The organism is Haloferax sp. S1W (genome assembly GCF_044593955.1).
Taxonomy (GTDB): Archaea; Halobacteriota; Halobacteria; order Halobacteriales; family Haloferacaceae; genus Haloferax.
Map to the genome: position 1 here is coordinate 706,843 of NZ_CP172595.1, position 15,798 is coordinate 722,640.

At 63.7% G+C, this 15,798-nt stretch carries 13 protein-coding genes; 9 read left to right on the forward strand and 4 right to left on the reverse strand.

What is annotated here, in order from left to right:
* The first annotated feature begins 85 nt into the window (after window positions 1–85).
* The 7 genes from ACH9L7_RS03825 to ACH9L7_RS03855 all read left to right on the forward strand — a co-directional run bounded on the left by ACH9L7_RS03825 (window position 86) and on the right by ACH9L7_RS03855 (window position 4,600).
* Window positions 86–364: a hypothetical protein gene (locus tag ACH9L7_RS03825; RefSeq protein WP_396612411.1), complete on the forward strand. Its 279-nt coding sequence runs from the start codon at window positions 86–88 to the stop codon at window positions 362–364.
* A gap of 90 nt (window positions 365–454) precedes the next feature.
* Window positions 455–838 (forward strand): acyl-CoA thioesterase, encoded by a 384-nt coding sequence (locus ACH9L7_RS03830; RefSeq protein ID WP_396612412.1) that lies wholly within the window; start codon window positions 455–457, stop codon window positions 836–838.
* A 166-nt stretch (window positions 839–1,004) separates the two neighbouring features.
* Window positions 1,005–1,481 carry a 6-pyruvoyl trahydropterin synthase family protein gene (locus ACH9L7_RS03835; protein ID WP_396612413.1) on the forward strand — a complete coding sequence of 159 codons (477 nt, stop codon included), beginning with the start codon at window positions 1,005–1,007 and terminating at the stop codon, window positions 1,479–1,481.
* Complete coding sequence (locus ACH9L7_RS03840; RefSeq protein ID WP_396612414.1) at window positions 1,481–2,254, forward strand: 7-carboxy-7-deazaguanine synthase QueE; 774 nt, start codon at window positions 1,481–1,483, stop codon at window positions 2,252–2,254. Before ACH9L7_RS03835 ends, ACH9L7_RS03840 begins: the two co-directional genes overlap by 1 nt.
* 30 nt (window positions 2,255–2,284) lie before the next feature.
* The gene (queC, locus tag ACH9L7_RS03845) at window positions 2,285–3,016 is read left to right on the forward strand and encodes a 7-cyano-7-deazaguanine synthase QueC (RefSeq protein WP_396612415.1); all 732 of its coding nucleotides are present in this window, start codon (window positions 2,285–2,287) and stop codon (window positions 3,014–3,016) included.
* 111 nt (window positions 3,017–3,127) lie between these two features.
* Entirely contained in the window at window positions 3,128–3,946 is an 819-nt protein-coding gene (locus ACH9L7_RS03850; RefSeq protein ID WP_396612416.1) for a class I SAM-dependent methyltransferase, read from the forward strand.
* A 102-nt stretch (window positions 3,947–4,048) separates the two neighbouring features.
* Complete coding sequence (locus ACH9L7_RS03855) at window positions 4,049–4,600, forward strand: FAD-dependent oxidoreductase (protein ID WP_396612417.1); 552 nt, start codon at window positions 4,049–4,051, stop codon at window positions 4,598–4,600.
* Window positions 4,601–4,692: 92 nt separating this feature from the next.
* On the opposite strand, the gene ACH9L7_RS03860 is transcribed toward ACH9L7_RS03855, so the two are convergent.
* Window positions 4,693–5,547 carry a DMT family transporter gene (locus ACH9L7_RS03860; protein ID WP_396612418.1) on the reverse strand — a complete coding sequence of 285 codons (855 nt, stop codon included), beginning with the start codon at window positions 5,545–5,547 and terminating at the stop codon, window positions 4,693–4,695.
* A gap of 72 nt (window positions 5,548–5,619) precedes the next feature.
* On the opposite strand from ACH9L7_RS03860, the gene ACH9L7_RS03865 reads away from it, so the two are divergent.
* Together ACH9L7_RS03865 and ACH9L7_RS03870 are read left to right on the forward strand one after the other, a co-directional pair.
* Window positions 5,620–6,516 carry a DMT family transporter gene (locus ACH9L7_RS03865; RefSeq protein ID WP_396612419.1) on the forward strand — a complete coding sequence of 299 codons (897 nt, stop codon included), beginning with the start codon at window positions 5,620–5,622 and terminating at the stop codon, window positions 6,514–6,516.
* A 139-nt stretch (window positions 6,517–6,655) separates the two neighbouring features.
* On the forward strand, window positions 6,656–8,827 hold the full coding sequence (locus ACH9L7_RS03870; RefSeq protein WP_396612420.1) for a response regulator: 2,172 nt from the start codon (window positions 6,656–6,658) through the stop codon (window positions 8,825–8,827).
* A 50-nt stretch (window positions 8,828–8,877) separates the two neighbouring features.
* On the opposite strand, the gene ACH9L7_RS03875 is transcribed toward ACH9L7_RS03870, so the two are convergent.
* The 3 genes from ACH9L7_RS03875 to ACH9L7_RS03885 all read right to left on the reverse strand — a co-directional run bounded on the left by ACH9L7_RS03875 (window position 8,878) and on the right by ACH9L7_RS03885 (window position 15,604).
* Complete coding sequence (locus ACH9L7_RS03875; protein ID WP_396612421.1) at window positions 8,878–9,357, reverse strand: SRPBCC family protein; 480 nt, start codon at window positions 9,355–9,357, stop codon at window positions 8,878–8,880.
* Between the two features lie 390 nt (window positions 9,358–9,747).
* Window positions 9,748–10,950 carry a DUF3179 domain-containing protein gene (locus tag ACH9L7_RS03880; RefSeq protein WP_396612422.1) on the reverse strand — a complete coding sequence of 401 codons (1,203 nt, stop codon included), beginning with the start codon at window positions 10,948–10,950 and terminating at the stop codon, window positions 9,748–9,750.
* Window positions 10,951–11,068: 118 nt separating this feature from the next.
* A complete protein-coding gene (locus ACH9L7_RS03885) occupies window positions 11,069–15,604 on the reverse strand; it encodes a glycoside hydrolase family 15 protein (RefSeq protein WP_396612423.1) in 4,536 nt (1,511 codons plus the stop codon).
* Window positions 15,605–15,798 lie beyond the last annotated feature (194 nt).

Genomic DNA, 15,798 nt, shown 5'->3' on the forward strand with positions numbered 1-15,798 from the left:
CGGCTACCCACCGCTATTGACGGTCTATACCAAAACATACCAAAAATATAACTGCTTAAGCTGGGACGGCCCGTAGACACTGCGTATGCCCGCGCAGTCTTCTCGTCCGGAACTCGTCAGCGTCCGAATCCCGATGAACGACCACGGTTCGATGGTCGTCGAAGTCACCGAACGCAACGAGACGCGACACCTCGTTGACTACGCCTCCGACGAGATTCGTGAGACGCTCGCGCGACTCCCCGCGGACACGCGCGTTCCGGTCGAGATGTCGAGGGCAGGAACCCGGTCGAACGTCTGGAAGGTGGTCGCGCTTTACGGGGGGCGACCCGCTGAGGCAACCGCACCCGTCTCGACGGCCAATTGACCCGGCACTCCGACCGGGAAAATTACCACACGTCGGGACGCGAGCGACGAACCGCCGGGGCTATATTCTCCGCCCGTGTCGCGCCGTCCAATGAGCTTCGTCGCCGAAGTACCAGTCAGGTTCCGCGACTTCGATTCGTTCGGGCACGTCAACAACGCCGTCTATGCGACCTACTGTGAGCAGGCGCGCGTCCAGTACTTTGAGGAGGTTATCGGCCTGCCGCTTTCGGACCCGCACATCGTGGTCGCCCACCTCGAACTCGACTACCGTGCACCCATCGAGCGCGTCGGAACCGTCGACGTTGCCATCGAGGCAGGAGAACCCGGTGGGAAGAGCTTCCCGCTCTACTACGAACTCTCGTTCGACGGCGAAGTCGTTGCGACCGGTGAAACTGTTCAGGTTGCGATGGACGACGCGGGCCGCCCAACGACTGTCCCCGAGTCGTGGCGCGACGCCATTGCGACCCAGCCGTAAGCTGGTAGACCATTCGCTGCGACGCGCAATCGCTTTTTTTTTCGAATCCGCCCGTTGGAGTGTTCTGAACGCACCACGTATTCGTTCTACTGTCGTCCATTGTGTCCAATCCGCACGACAGTACTAATGTAGGCGGAATTAAGTAGTAACCGGATAATCTCAGAGTATGACTCAGGGAACACCCGGCGCGCCGAATCGGGCGGCTGGTGAAACAGCCACGACTGTGGCGCAGGCGGGAGAGCGAGTCCTCCACATCGGCCGCGACCGGCCAATACGCATCAGTGCGGGGCACCGACTGCTCCACCACGATGGCCGGTGCAGTCGCCCCCACGGGCATAACTACGAGATTTCCGTCCGTGTCGTCGGCGAACTCACCGAGGAAGGGTGGGTCGTCGACAAAGGTGTCGTGACTGATGTCATCGACGAGTGGGACCACCGCTTCCTCGTCGAATCCGGCGACCCGCTCGTCGACGCGTTCGAGGCCTCCGGCGACGACGACGGGATGGTCGTTCTCGACGCCCCGCCGACGGCCGAAGTCATGGCCGTCCTCCTCGAACAGAAGTTGCTGGACCGACTCCCCGAGAACGTCTCCGACGTCTCGGTCGAAGTGCGAGAGACGGGCGAACTCTGCGCCGGGTACTGATGCCGGTTTCCGACTCGGTCTCCCGTCCCGACACCGACGCCAACAGCGAGCGCCTTCCAATCAACGAACTGTTCGCGTCGCTTCAGGGTGAAGGGAAACTCGCGGGTGTTCCAAGCACGTTCGTCAGGACCAGCGGGTGTAACCTCCGCTGTTGGTTCTGCGATTCGTACCACACCTCGTGGGAACCGACGCACGCCTGGATGGGCGTCGACGAAATCGTCGCCGAGGTGCGCGAACTCGCTCCCGACCACGTGGTCGTCACCGGCGGCGAACCGCTCATCCACGACGAAGTGTCCGTGCTTCTCGACCGACTCGCGGACGACTACCACACCACCGTGGAGACGAACGGCACGCTCGAAACCGACGCACCGGTCGACCTCGCGAGCATCAGCCCGAAACTCGCGTCGTCGACCCCGACGCCCGAGAACGCTCCCGAAGACGCCGACCCCGGTGGCTGGACGGAGAAACACGAGTCGCGGCGAATCGACCTCGAATCGCTCGCCTCGCTTGCGGACCACGCTACCGACGTACAACTGAAGTTCGTCGTTACGGGCCGCGACGACCTCTCCGAAATCGAATCGCTCGTGGCCGACGTGCGGGGAGTCACCCAACGCGAGATTCGCGACAGTGATGTCCTCCTCATGCCCGAAGGGCAGACCCGCGAGGAACTCGCCCGAACCCGGACGGAAGTCGCCGACCTCGCGGCGGAGTTCGGCTACCGCTACACGCCCCGTCTGCACGTCGACCTCTGGAACGACGCTCCCGAAACGTAACCACGCAGTGTTCTCTTCCGATTTTCAGCCATGACCGACGACATACACACAGACGACACACACGCCGACGAGAAACGCGCCGTCGTCCTCCTCTCCGGCGGCATGGACAGTGCGACGACCGCCTACGAAGCAAAGGCTCGCGGCTACGACCTCTACGCGTTGCACACCTCCTACGGCCAGAAGACCGAGTCCACGGAGTACGAGTGCGCCCGCGCGCTCGCAGACGAACTCGACGCGAAGGATTTCCTTCACATCGAGACGAGCCATCTGAAGCAAATCGGCGCGTCTTCGCTCACGGACGACTCGATGGCCGTCGCGGACGCGGAGATGGACTCCGACGAGATTCCGACTTCCTACGTCCCGTTCCGGAACGCCAACCTGCTGTCGATGGCCGTCTCCTACGCCGAGGCCAACGAGTGCGACGCCGTCTTCGTCGGCGCGCACTCCGAGGACTACTCGGGCTACCCCGACTGCCGCCCCGAGTTCTTCGACGCGTTCGAAACCATGGTCGATGTCGGAACCAAGCCCGAGACGACCATCTCACTCGAAGTGCCGTTCGTCCACGATTCGAAGACCGATATCGCCCGCCGTGGCATCGAACTCGACGTGCCGTTCGAACACACGTGGTCGTGTTACCGCGCCGAGGAACCGGCCTGCGGCACCTGCGACTCGTGTGCCTTCCGTCTCCAGGCGTTCCAGAACCTCGGCGAGCGCGACCCGATTCCGTACGCGGAGCGCCCCGACTACGTCGACGCAGCATAGCGGCGGAGCGAAAACGGCCTCACATCGCAGACGGGCACTCACAGGTGAGACCGCACAGCCGCATCTGTCACCACACGTTCCTTTTTGCTCGCACTGCGCGAACCGCCATCCATGAGCGACAAGAAGCGCGAGACGGCGACACACTTCGGCCACGCGGCCGAGTCGTACTTCGAGAGCGAGGTCCACCGCCGCGGTGAGGACCGAAAGACGCTGGCCGAGTGGTGTCAGGGTGCGACCCGCGCGCTCGATGTCGCCACCGGGGCCGGTCACACGGCAGGCGCGATTGCCGAGGCGGGCGTCCCGGACGTCGTCGCCAGCGACGCGTCCCCCGAGATGGTCGCCACTGCAATCCGTGAGTATCCAGTCTCCGGTATCGTCGCGGACGCTGAACGCCTGCCCTTCTCCGATGCCGCGTTCGATGCCGTCGCCTGCCGGGTCGCCGCCCACCACTTCCCGGACCCTGAGGCGTTCGTCGCTGAGGGTGCCCGCGTTCTCGAATCGGGCGGTGTCCTCGCGTTCGAAGACAACGTCGCCCCCGAGGATGCCGCGCTCGCCGACTTCCTCAACGGGGTCGAACGTCTCCGCGACCCGACGCACGTCGAACTGTACACCGTCTCGCAGTGGCGCGACTGGTTCGAGAGCGTGGGCCTCACAATCGAAGCGGTCGAGACGGCGAAACTCACGCTCGAATTCGACGCATGGACCGAACGAACCGGCGTGAGTCCAGACGACCGAGCGGAACTCGAACATCGCTTTCGCGACGCCTCCGACGAGGCGAAGGACCTGTTCGAAGTCGAGTTCGACGAGGGTTCTCACGAACGCCAGCGAGTTGGAAGTCGGCGGGGAAGTGAGCGAAGCGAGCGGACCCGGCGGGAGTCGGTCGTCTCATTCGCAAATCCGAAGGCACTGATTCGGGCGCGGAAGTCATAGTCGACGGCGGCGTCACGGAGATGAAAGCCTGACTCCGGGGTTTGGTAGCCCGCGTGCCGACGGCCCAAATTCTCATCTGCCTCTAAGACGTCATGCTATGACATGGCACAAGTAGTCGTCGTCGGTGGTGGTCCCGCAGGACTCTCCGCCGCCCTGTTCACCGCGAAAAACGGCCTCGAAGTCGACGTGTTCGACACCGACGAGACGTGGTTACACCACGCGTACCTGTTCAACTACCTCGGCATCGAGGAGAAAGACGGAGACGAGTTCCTCGAAACCGCGCGCGAGCAGGTCTCAGGATTCGGTGCGACGCTTCACGAAGCCGAAGTGACCGCAGTCGAGCAGTCGGGAGACGGATTCGTCGTCACCGCCGCCGACGACCACGAGGCGGACTACGTCGTCCTCGCAACGGGTTCGACCCGTGACCTCGCCGAGGAACTCGGGTGCGCGTTCACGGATGAGGACGTTGTCGACGTGGACGTGACGATGGAGACCAGTATAGAAGACGTGTACGCGACAGGGGCGATGGTCCGAACCGAGGAGTGGCAGGCCATCATCTCGGCCGGTGACGGTGCCGCCGCCGCGCTCAACATCCTCTCGAAGGAGAAAGGCGAACACTTCCACGACTTCAACACGCCCGAAGACGCGGCGTAATCTCGTCACGATCTGACGAAAACTGCGTTCGTCACATAGATGCAAGGAGGGAGCCCACCCCTTTAGGGGTGGGAGGAATCCGACCACGTCCGTCACGATTCGACGAGTACGACACCTGAGACGACCAACGCCCCGCCGAATACCGTCACGAGCGTCACCGGTTCGCCAAGCACGACAGCACCCAGAAAGAGCGTCGCGGCCGGTTCGACTGTACTCACTATACTGGCCCGGCTCGCACCGATGCGGGACATCCCAGCGAAGAACGTGAAGATGGGCATGGCTGTCGCGATGACGGCGATGGCGACGACGACGACCCACGACCACAGCGTGGTCGGAATCGAGAGTTGGCCAGTTGTGCTGCCCACGACGATGAAGGAGACGGCGGCCGCCGGGAGGACGTGAGCCGTGAGCGTCCGGGAATCGACCGTCGTCAGCAGTCGGCGACTCACGACGATGTACGTCGCATAGATGAGTGCACCGAGAAGGACGATGAGTACGCCACGGATGTCGACGTTGGCCGGTTCAGCTCCGGCGATGAGGACGACACCGGTGAGTGCGACGACGAGGGCAACGACCGTCCGGCGCGTGACCGGTTCGTTGAGTAGCGTCGCGGCGAGCACGACGACGATAACCGGATAGGTGAACAGCACGATACCGGTGAGGCCAGCCGTCAGGTACTCCAGCCCGATAAAATAGAACGCGCTCACCACCGCATAGCCGAAGCTCCCGAGACCGAGTCCGATGACGAGGTCACGCCCAGACAAGCGTCTCAGGTCGCCAGCGACGCCCAGCCACCCCCAGACGAGAACTGTTGCAAGGAGGAACCGAAAGGTGAGAACCGTCGGGATAGAGAGCCCTTCCGCCGCGGCGAGTTTTCCGAAGATACCGAGCGTCCCGAACCCAATGGCCGAGAGGAGTACGAACCCGGTGCCGAGACGGTCGCCCATGAATCCAGTCGGAGGCCCCGATAGCTAAAACGATTCGCAAGCGGTAAGCCACCGCTCTACATCGCGCGGTATGTGAACACACCGATTCTCGGGGCGGCGACCGACGATACACCAATCTCCCCGCTCGCCGCGCTCGGTATCGCGGTGTTAGCGGTGAGTACGAGCGCAATCCTTGTTCGGTGGAGTACCGCGCCCAGTCTCGTCAAGGCGTTCTACCGCGTCGCGTTCACCGTCGGCCTCCTCGCACCGGTGGCGCTCGTCCGCTACCGCGACACGCTCTCGACGTTTTCCACACGCGACCTCGTCGCTGCCACGGGGGCCGGTGTCGCGCTCGCGGCGCACTTCGCGTCGTGGTTCGAGAGTCTTAACCACACGACGGTCGCAGCGAGCGTCACACTCGTCCAATCGCAACCGCTATTCGTCGCCGTCGGCGCGTGGGCGCTCTTAGACGAGCGCGTCGGCCGTCGAACCGCCGCCGGAATCGCCGTCGCGCTCGTCGGCATGGTCGTGATGTCGGTGTCTGACCTGCTAGCACCGACGAGTGCACCTCAGCCGCTTCTCGGAAACGCGCTGGCCGTCGTGGGTGCTGTAACTGCCGCCGCGTACGTACTCACCGGCCGGAGCGTCCGAAGTCGGGTCGCGCTCGTCCCGTACGTCGTCGTGGTCTACAGCGTCTGTGCCGCCACGCTACTCGCTGTCGCCGTCGGCAACGGTGACTCGCTGACCGGCTACCCGCTTCGTGAATGGGTCTTGTTTCTCGCGATGGCAGTCGGACCGGGCATCTTCGGCCACACGGTCATCAACTGGGCACTCGCTCATCTCGAATCGAGTGTTGTCTCTGTCTCCTTGCTCGGCGAACCACTCGGAAGTACCATCCTCGCTCTCTTTCTCTTTGGTGAGATTCCCAGCCCCCCACTCGTGGTCGGTGGTGCTATCGTCCTCACTGGCATTTATGTCACCGCCAAATAATCTATCGCGGCTGATTTTTGGCGAACGAGTGCTGTTCGGTACTTCCTGTCTCTCTTTTTTTGAGGGGATTTGACAAAGTGTGTATCATGATTGATAACTACAACACAACGCTCATTACTGTGACTCCACGCATATGTGTATGGACGACGGGTCTGGTATCGACGTTCGTGTTCTCCACGTCGATGACGAACCAAGTCTCACAGACCTCGTATCTGTCTACCTCGAACGGGAGTCGGGAGACGTTGACCTCTCGGTAACGACTTCCAGTTCCGGAGCGGACGCGCTCGACCGCTTGCGCGAAGAGCAGGTCGACTGTGTCGTCTCCGACTACGACATGCCGGACATCGATGGATTGGAATTTCTCCGTGCAGTTCGCTCCGAGCATCCCGACCTCCCGTTTATCCTCTTTACCGGGAAGGGGTCCGAGGAGGTCGCACGCGATGCGTTTCGCGTCGGTGCCACAGATTACATGCAGAAGAACACGGGGACAGACCAGTACACCGTTCTCGCAAACCGCGTTCTCAACGCCGTCTCGCAGTACCGTGCGAAAGAGGCGTCAGAGCGATACGGTGCTGCCATCGAGGCCCTCGATAGCGGCGTCTACTCGCTCGACGAAGACGGCCATTTCACCGCGGTGGACAGCGTCTTTTGCGACCTGACGGGGTACGAACGCGGCAACATCCTCGGGCAGCGGTTCACCGATATCGCCACCGACGGGAGCAACGACCTCTCAGACGCGTTCGAGACGGTCACGTCCCGCGGTGGCACCGACACCGAGCGATTCGAAACTATCCTCGCACCGGGACCGAACGCCGACCACGACGAGATACTGTGCGAAGGACACCTCGCGGCCCGTCAGGAAGGCGACGAGGAACCCGGTGTCATCGGCACGCTACAGGACGTGACAGAGCGCAGTCGCCACCGCGAGCGACTCCACTACGAGACGCGACTGAAAGACGCCGTGTTGGACACGTCCACGTCGCTGATGAGCGCCGAGGCGGACGAAATCGGTACGAAAATCGAGTGGACGCTCCAGACCGTCGGCGAAGTCTCCGACCTCGCACGCTGTTCTGTGTATCTCTACGACGACGAGACGAACGTCGCCGTGCAGATGCACAATTGGCAGAAAGACTCCTGTCATATCGACCATCCCCGGCGCGTCGCACTCGACGACGCCGACTGGTTGGTCGAGCGCCTCAACCGCTTCGAGAACATTCGACTTCACAACACGTCCGACCTCCCGCCGGAGGCGTCGAACACCAAGCGAATCCTCGAAGCGGCCGACACAGGTGGGTTCGTCTCGGTACCGGTGGTCTCGAAGTGGACGCTCATCGGGTTCATCGTCTTCGACGTGACCGACGTAGGCCGGTCGTGGACAGACACCGAGGTCGACTTGCTTCGGTCCGTCGGCGACAACGTCGCGCACACGCTCGCCCGGCAGCGCCGCGAACACGAACTCCAGCGACAGAACGAGCGACTCGAAGAGTTTGCGTCGGTCGTCTCACACGACCTTCGGAATCCGCTCAACGTCGCCAAGGGGTTCGTCGAACTCGCCAGCGAGGAGGGAGACGTATCGTATCTCGACCGAGCAATCGACGGTCTCACTCGGATGGACACGCTTCTCAACGACGTTCTCACACTCGCCAGACAGGGCCGAAAAGTCGGCGACACGGAGCCGGTTTCAATCGAGCAGGTGGCCGAACGGGCGTGGAAAGCGGTCGAGACAGGCGACGCGGAACTCGTCGTCGAAGACGGTCTCGGGTCGGCGCAGGCCGACCAGGGCCGACTCCAGCAGGCGTTCGAGAACTTGTTCCGAAATGCGGTCGAGCACGGGTCGGTGGAATCCAGCGAGGAATCTGTCACCGCGCTCACGAACGGTTCTTCGGACAGGGCTGTCGAAATCGGTTCTTCCGGCGAGGCTGTCGAAAGTGGTTCTGCAGGGACGAACGCGGAGGCGAATCGTGCGGCCGAACACGCCACGGACACGTCGCCTCCCGATAACGCTGTTTCCGATTCGTCGGAGCGAAAGACGGTCGTTCGCGTCGGCCCGACAGGGACGGGCTTCTACGTCGCCGACAATGGCCCAGGAATCCCCGAAGACGACCGCGATACCGTGTTTGAACACGGCCACACAACCTCCGAGTCCGGGTCCGGATTTGGTCTCTCAATCGTCGAGAGCATCGTCGAGGCACACGGCTGGGAGATTACCGCGACTGCTCCCGAACCCGACCTCGGCGGCGCACGATTCGAGTTCGACGTGGGCGGCGTTCGGTCAGAAGTCGAACCTCGGTTCTCGCTGAGCGACGACTGACTGCCGGGCGACTGACTGCCGCCGATCAGTACGCCAGTCGGTGCTTTTTCTCACTCTAGCAATCGCTTCGTTCGCCGGTGTCGGTCGCGGAACATCGGTTCGAGGCCGAAGTCACCGAAGACGCCAGCGGCGCGTCCGAGCGGACCGAACGGAAGTTGATACTCGACTCGGTCTTCGACAATCGTCCTGTCTCCATCGGCGGCGAACCGATGGGTGTGAACCCAACGAGCGAACGGGCCGCCGGTCATGTCGTCGCGGAACCACGCAGTCGTCTCGTTCGCGCCGCGGTCGAGAATTCTCGATGTCCACCGCTGTCGCGGGCCGATGCCGAACGGCCGCATGGACATCTCGATTTCGGTCCCGGAGACGAGTTCTTCGGGCGTCTCGTTTCCGTCTGGACCGCGAACCGCTTCGACTTCCAGATTCATCCACCGGGGAGTGAGCGCTTCGAGACCGGAGATATCGGAGTGGAATTCCCAGACGGATTCGAGTGGCGCGTCGACGTGGGTTCGGCGCTTGTAAACCGGCATACCTGTCTTTCGGAGTGAACGTGGAAAAGCGATGCTGCCGGACCGACAGCGGTGCAACTGCTCGGCAGACGTGGAATTCGCCCGCGCGAATGACTCACGCAGTGGGGGCGCGCGGGCGTGGGCAAGGGCAAACACCAGCCGCGATGGATTCGGGCTCACTGAAGGGCGGAGACTCGGGGCTGGCGTTTCACCGCGACGTGTGCCGCGGTGTAGACACCCATCACGCGGAACCTATTAACCATTTATCATCTTTTCCCGACTTTCGTCCGTTGCACAACGTCCGGCACCGCTCGGTGGCGGGCTTCAGGTGTATCTAGACTTCCGTGTCGGGTTTCAGGGCTCCCAGACATCCGTATCGTGATTCAGGGTCCCGAACTTCCGTATCGTGATTCAGGGTTCCCAGACCTCCGTGTCGGGGTTGAATGCTAACCACGCGAACCACAGCATCGGTGCGTATTCGTTCGCTCGCCGGAGTTGGATTCCCTCGTACGGCCCGTCTTCGGCGACGCCCGTCTGGAGGTTCCAACGGGACCCGCCTGCGACAAGGGAACCCCCTTCGCGCTCGAACTGGAATGTCATCCCCCCGACTCGGCGGTCGTAGGCGACGAGCGTGTATCCGGGGATGGACGCAACGACGACGGGTACGTCGCCGACGACATCCTCGACGAGTTTCACCCACCCGACCTGCGTCTCTGGGTACGCACGGGAAACGTCCCCATCACGAATGCCGAGTACCAACTCACGGGCGCGGAGGCGGGTGTCACCGCCCGTGTCGCCCGGTGCGGTGTCGGGGTAGGCATCCCAAACTTTGGCCCATTGGTCGTAGAGGTCGAAGCCGTAGTTGAACCGAACCTCGCCGACGACAGTGTCAGAACGTGGCGGTGGAAGCAGCACCGTCGTCTCGGGGACGGCATCTCGCCACTCGCCCCACGTCGTCACCGTCGAGGGGAGCAGTTCCAACTGCGTTTCCGTCTCGGGACCGCGAATCGCGGTCGCGAGCAACTGACTCCAGAGGCTCTCGGTGGCGTTGTCGTACATGACGAGGTTTTCGTGCCAGAGGTATCCGGACACCCCAAACGTGGCCGCTTCGCCATCCACGACCCGCTTTGCAACCATCCCGCTTTGACAGAGCGGACAGTAGGTGACGAGAACCGGCAGGTCGCCGAAGCGGTCGTTCACCACTTCGTGCCAACTCAGCACCCGAAGCGGGTACGCTCGCGCTTCGCCATCTAACTCGACGCCGACAACGAGGTCGTCTACGCCGAGTTGCGGGCGATACGTCCCGCCGTCGAGTTCGATTTCCACGTCGTCCCAGTCGGGGGCAAACACGGGGTCGGTGATGGCCGGAATCGCGTCTCTCGCAACCGACTTTCGGAGGTCAGACTTGGGCACGGGAAGGGACACGGTTCGCGGAATCGGCCGCGACTCTTCCCCACCCACCGCGGCGTCGCCACTCGCGCCTGTTGGGTCACCTGTCGGGCCGACGCCATTCGCCGACGCGGTGGCTCGGATATCGCCGACGGCGCTGATTCCGCACCCTGCGAGCGACACGCCGCCGGTCGCTGCCAGCGCGAGAAACGCTCGCCTGTCCATGCAGTGTGTTGCCGCCCCACGGGAAAAACAGCCGAGCGGTCGGGTGAGAGAATTGCACGGCCGCTCGGGAGGTAGTCCACCGGAGTCAAAAGCGGCTCCGTCGCGGGGCCGCGCCCGCTCAGAGCGTAAAGCGCGAGACGGTCGTTCCGGCGGTCGTCAGGTCCTCGTCGGTGGCGGCGGCGACAGTCACCTGATTTTCGCCGTACTCGATGGCGACTTCGACTTCGAAGGTCTCTTTTTTCGGTTCCACAAGTGTCGTCTCGCCGGGCGTCTTCACCGCGACGACGGCGGCGTCGGTCTGGCCGGAGACGACGAGTTTGTCGCCTTTGAACCGCGTGCTCACGCGGAGACTCGGCCCCGACGGCCGGTCCTGTTCGACGTAGCGGTTCTGGACGAATTCGGGCATCTCGACGGGTTCACCGATGTCGATGCTGTGTGCGAGGCGCACGAACTGCGCCATCGACCACGCAAGCGGCGTCGCGCTGCCGGTCCCCTCGCCGAACTCCCAGTTGTAGGCGGTCGCGTGCTCGCGGTCCCAGACCTGCTCTGCGAGCATACGCCCGGAGTTGGCGAACGCCGCCATCGTCCGGAGCATGTTCTCCGGTGCGAGTTCACCGGAGTCGGTTCCGGCGAGCAGTTCGTACTCGGCGCGCTCGCCCGTAAAGATGGGCCAGAGGCGACCTTTCCCCTTGGCGTCGATGGACCACGGCGCACCCTCTTCGTCGCGTTCGAGTTCGCCGTAGCCGTCGCCGTTGTAGCGGTAGAACGCCGGTCCGTGTGGCGTATCGACGCGAATCGTGTCGTCGACTTCCTTCAACGAGTTGCGGATAATCTCGTCGTCGGGCGACTTGATGCCGAGACGCGTCAGTTCGAGGAATCCGGCGTCGATGATTTCCCGCTCGTCGAGCGTCGGTCCGTTGTTTGCGAGCGTTCGGAGATGGCCCGCGTCGGGTTCGCCGTCGCGGGTGACGCGGACGTAATAGGGCGTGTTGTCGTGGCGGTCGGTGCCCGTTCGGGTCGCAGCCCAGTCTTCGACGCGCTCGGTCCAGTCGTCGGCGAGCGCCAACCAGACGAGTGCGTCGGCCTCCTCGCCTTCGTCGAGGGCGATTGCCCCCGCGGACGCGAGGCCAGCGATTTCGGCCGCGATGGACGACGGCGAGTAGCCCGCTTCCTCTTCCCACCGCTCCTGTGCGGTCGGCGGGCCGTTTCGAGCCACGTAGTCAGCAGAGCGCTTGACGTTGGCGTACTCGTACCCTACGTCGGCGAAGTCGATGCCGCGTTCTTTCAGCATGTAGGCCATCACCTGCGGGAAGGAGATGTTGTCCATCTGCTCGCCGCCCCAGCGGGTCCGCCCGTTGAGGTAGGTGTTCTGCGGGATGAACCCACGGTTGTCCTGCTGGTAGGTGTAGATGTACTCCAGCGCCTCGACGGCCGTCTCGATGTCGCCGACCGCTTCGAAGACGGTAAAGACCTGATAGAGGTCGCGAGACCAGACGAAATTGTAGCCGTACCCCTTCGACTCTTCGGCGGGGACCGCCTCACCCCACGGCACCGACGGCGAGGCGATTCCCGCCCCGAGGTACGTCTTGTCTTCGACCGCACGAAGACTCATGAGACACGTCTTGTACTGCGCGGCGAGTTCCGGGTCGTTGGCGACCGACTCCGGAACCTCCTTGTCCACGAGGAAGTCCGCCCACGAGTCGGTGTACGCGGCGCGGGCTGTCTCGTACCCTCGGGTCAGCGCACCCGCCGCTTCACCGAGTGCGGCCGCCGTGTCGGCGTGTTCGGCGAGGCCGAGCGCCAGCGTCTCCGAGAGGTCGTTGCCGGTTCCGATGCGACCGACGAGGACGACGTTCTCGTCGTCGATGCGCTCTTGGGGCGCGGGCAGTTCACCCTTCGAGAAGAATTCTGCGAGGTATTTCGACCCTGCGACACCCACGGTTGCCCAGTCGAACCGACCGGCGGTCGTGAGTGCGACTGCGACGCTGTACTCCTCGCCGCTCTCGTCGATGAGGAGCGGTTCGCGGGCGTCACCGGCGTCGAACGGCCCAGCGTCACGAGCAACGAGATGGTAGCTCCCGAGTTGACCGAGGCGGATGCCGCGGTCCATCGCACCGGTGTTGGCGAGTGCCGTGTCTGCGACCGTGTACAGTTCGTACTTGCAGTCGTCGAGCGCCTCGAACTGCACGTCCGCGAGGAGCGCGTCGTGTTCGGGGTCGATGGCGTACTCGACGACGAGTTCCCACTCGTGACCCCGGCCGTCGCCGGTTTCGGTGATGACGTGACGGAAGACGAGCGCGTCTTCCTCGACGATTTCGGCCCGCCGTTCGACCGTGTCGGCGTGGTCGTCCCGGCGCGTCTCGTTGTGCGTCCGCGCCGTGTAGTCGCTCTTAGGGTCGGCGTCGACGACGAGGAAATCGAGCGTCCGGAGGTTCATCAGGTCAACGCGCGGGAAGCGAACCTCCGTGAGCGCGCCTTCGGTCAGCGTGAACCAGATACGTGAGGGGTCCTCGGCTTCGTGGTCGGCGACGGTGGCGATGCCGTACTTCTCGCCGGTCGTCCACCGCGGGCGGTTCTCCGGCCCGGTCGGTGCTGGCTTCGGTGCCGGAAGCGCGTCGAGTTCGGAGAGAATCGCCGTCGTCTCGGTACGGAGGGCGTGTGGCCATCCGAGGGGCGTCGCACTGTCGAAACTCCCGTCGTCGAACACCTGTTCGGCGAGGTAGCCCGCGTCAGTCGAGAGCGGGCCATCGGGTTGAAGGAGTTCGTAGAGGTTGGTCGCCCGCTCGGTGAACCGGCGACCATCGACGCCGAGGCGCTCGCAGAGTCGGCCGAACTTCGCGGCGGCGTTCGCACCCCACGCCGTCGAGACCGACCAGACCTTTTCGCCCTCTTGGCCGTCGGACCGCCAGTAGTCGTCTTCGAACCGGACCAGTCCGGCCACTTCGCTCCGGGGATTTCGATACAGGCCCTTGAGCGTCGCGGCCATGTGCTTGACGAGGCGCGTTGCCGTCTCGCTGTCGATTGCTTCGATGTCGGCGTAGGCGTCTATCGCATCGACGATGGCGAACGTCGCCGAGTCGAGTCGGTCGTCGAGGGTGCCGTTCCGGTCGATGCGGAGGGCGTACACCTCTCGTTCTTCCGACCAGAGTTCGTCGAGACCGTCGTAGACGGTTGTCGCCTGCTCGCTGGCGTGTTCGCGCAGGTCGTCGCTGAGCGGAGCGGTCGCGACAGTCGAGTACGCTTGGAGGAACGTCGCCGCAGTGTGCGTAAACCGCCCAGCCATGTTCTCCCACGCGTTCTGGCAGACGGCGGGAAGGCCGTCGTCTTCCAGACTGGAGTCGAGACCGTCGATACCGGCGGCGATGGTCGAACGAATGCGCCCGACCAGTTCGTCGTCGAGTTCGTCGCGGCGCTCCGAGAGCAGCGTCGCGAGATAGGTTATGACGCTCGCCGTCTGGTCGGCCTGATACTCTTCGTCGCCAGCGCCCTCGACGCGGCCGTGTGCCCACCCGGGTGCGACCGACCCATCGACGGCCCAGACGCGGTGGGGCCACGTACCGTCGGCGAGCTGGGTGTCGCAGTAGAACGCCGCGCTCGTGGCGAGTCGGTCGCTGAGGCCGAGGCTGAATGTTTCGTCCGCGTGCAAGAGCGCGCGCGAAACCTCCGAGTCGTCGCGGAACCACGTGTAGCCGTAGCCACCGGTGTGGGCGTAGAAGGGGTCGAATTCGGGGCCGGCAATACGAGCGCCGCTCGGAGCGGTCAGAAGCGACAGTGCCCGGAGGTCAGACCGGACGATGCGCTCGCGCGGCGTGTCGTCGGGGACGGTCACTTCGACCTGTTCGCGGGCGGCGGCCCGAAGCGCGTCGGCGGTCGCGTGCTGGACCGAACAGTGCTGGAGGTCCGCGAGCGCGTCGTCGCGGTCCATCTCGGAGTGGTCCGACAACTGCGTGACGAGCGTCGTTCTGGCGGCGCGACCCTTCTGTTCGAGGGGAGCGCTGACGACGACATCGCCAGAGAGGTGGGTGTCCTCGTAGCGTTCGAGGACGGCATCTCGCGGGAAGTCGAAGGTGCCCTCGGAGAGTATCTCGTCGAACCGCTCGGGAATCTGGCCCCGTACGTCGTCGAGACCAGTCGAAGCGGTGACGTAGTCGTGTTCCTCTCTGTGGAACACTTCGACGGCCTGTGTTCCGTTGGGGCCGCCTTCTTCGTGGATAAGTCGGCCGACGCGTGTCTCTCGGCCTTCGGGCGCAAACGTGAGGAAGGCAGTGAGGTGGGCGTCCGTTGGAATCGCGCCGCGAAGTTCGACGTGCGTCACGTGGGCGCGCCCGAGCGTCAGGTCGTACTGGTGGACGGTGTACTCGCCAGCGTCGTACTCTGTCTCGACGAGCGTCGTCTCTCGGTAGTAGTGCTGGCGAACGGGTTCGAGTTCGTCGAACCAGCGCGTCTCGCCGTCCGTCTCGATGCCGAACCGAGACCGGTCGATTCCATAGAGGCCCGACAGCGAAGACGAGTAGTCCCGCAGAGACCCGTCGGGGCCGACGTAGACAAGCCGGTCCCCGTGGCCCGAGAACGCGCCTGCCGAGGTGGGACACTCTTCCGGGAAGCGCCCACCGCGGCCGCGCTTGTATTCATTCAACGCGGTCCGGAGTCGCATAGGAGGTAGACGATGGCCTCGAACCATAAGTATTGGCCGTCACCCGGCCCAGTTTACCTCTACTTGTCGAAAGATTCGACAGACGGCGTCGTAACAGGTAGAGACCGTCTCGCTTCCAATCAAGTATTCTCACGGGAGTAAATTCAAAGTCTCCCGGCACGTTCACTACGTGTATGCATCATCCAGGACCGCCG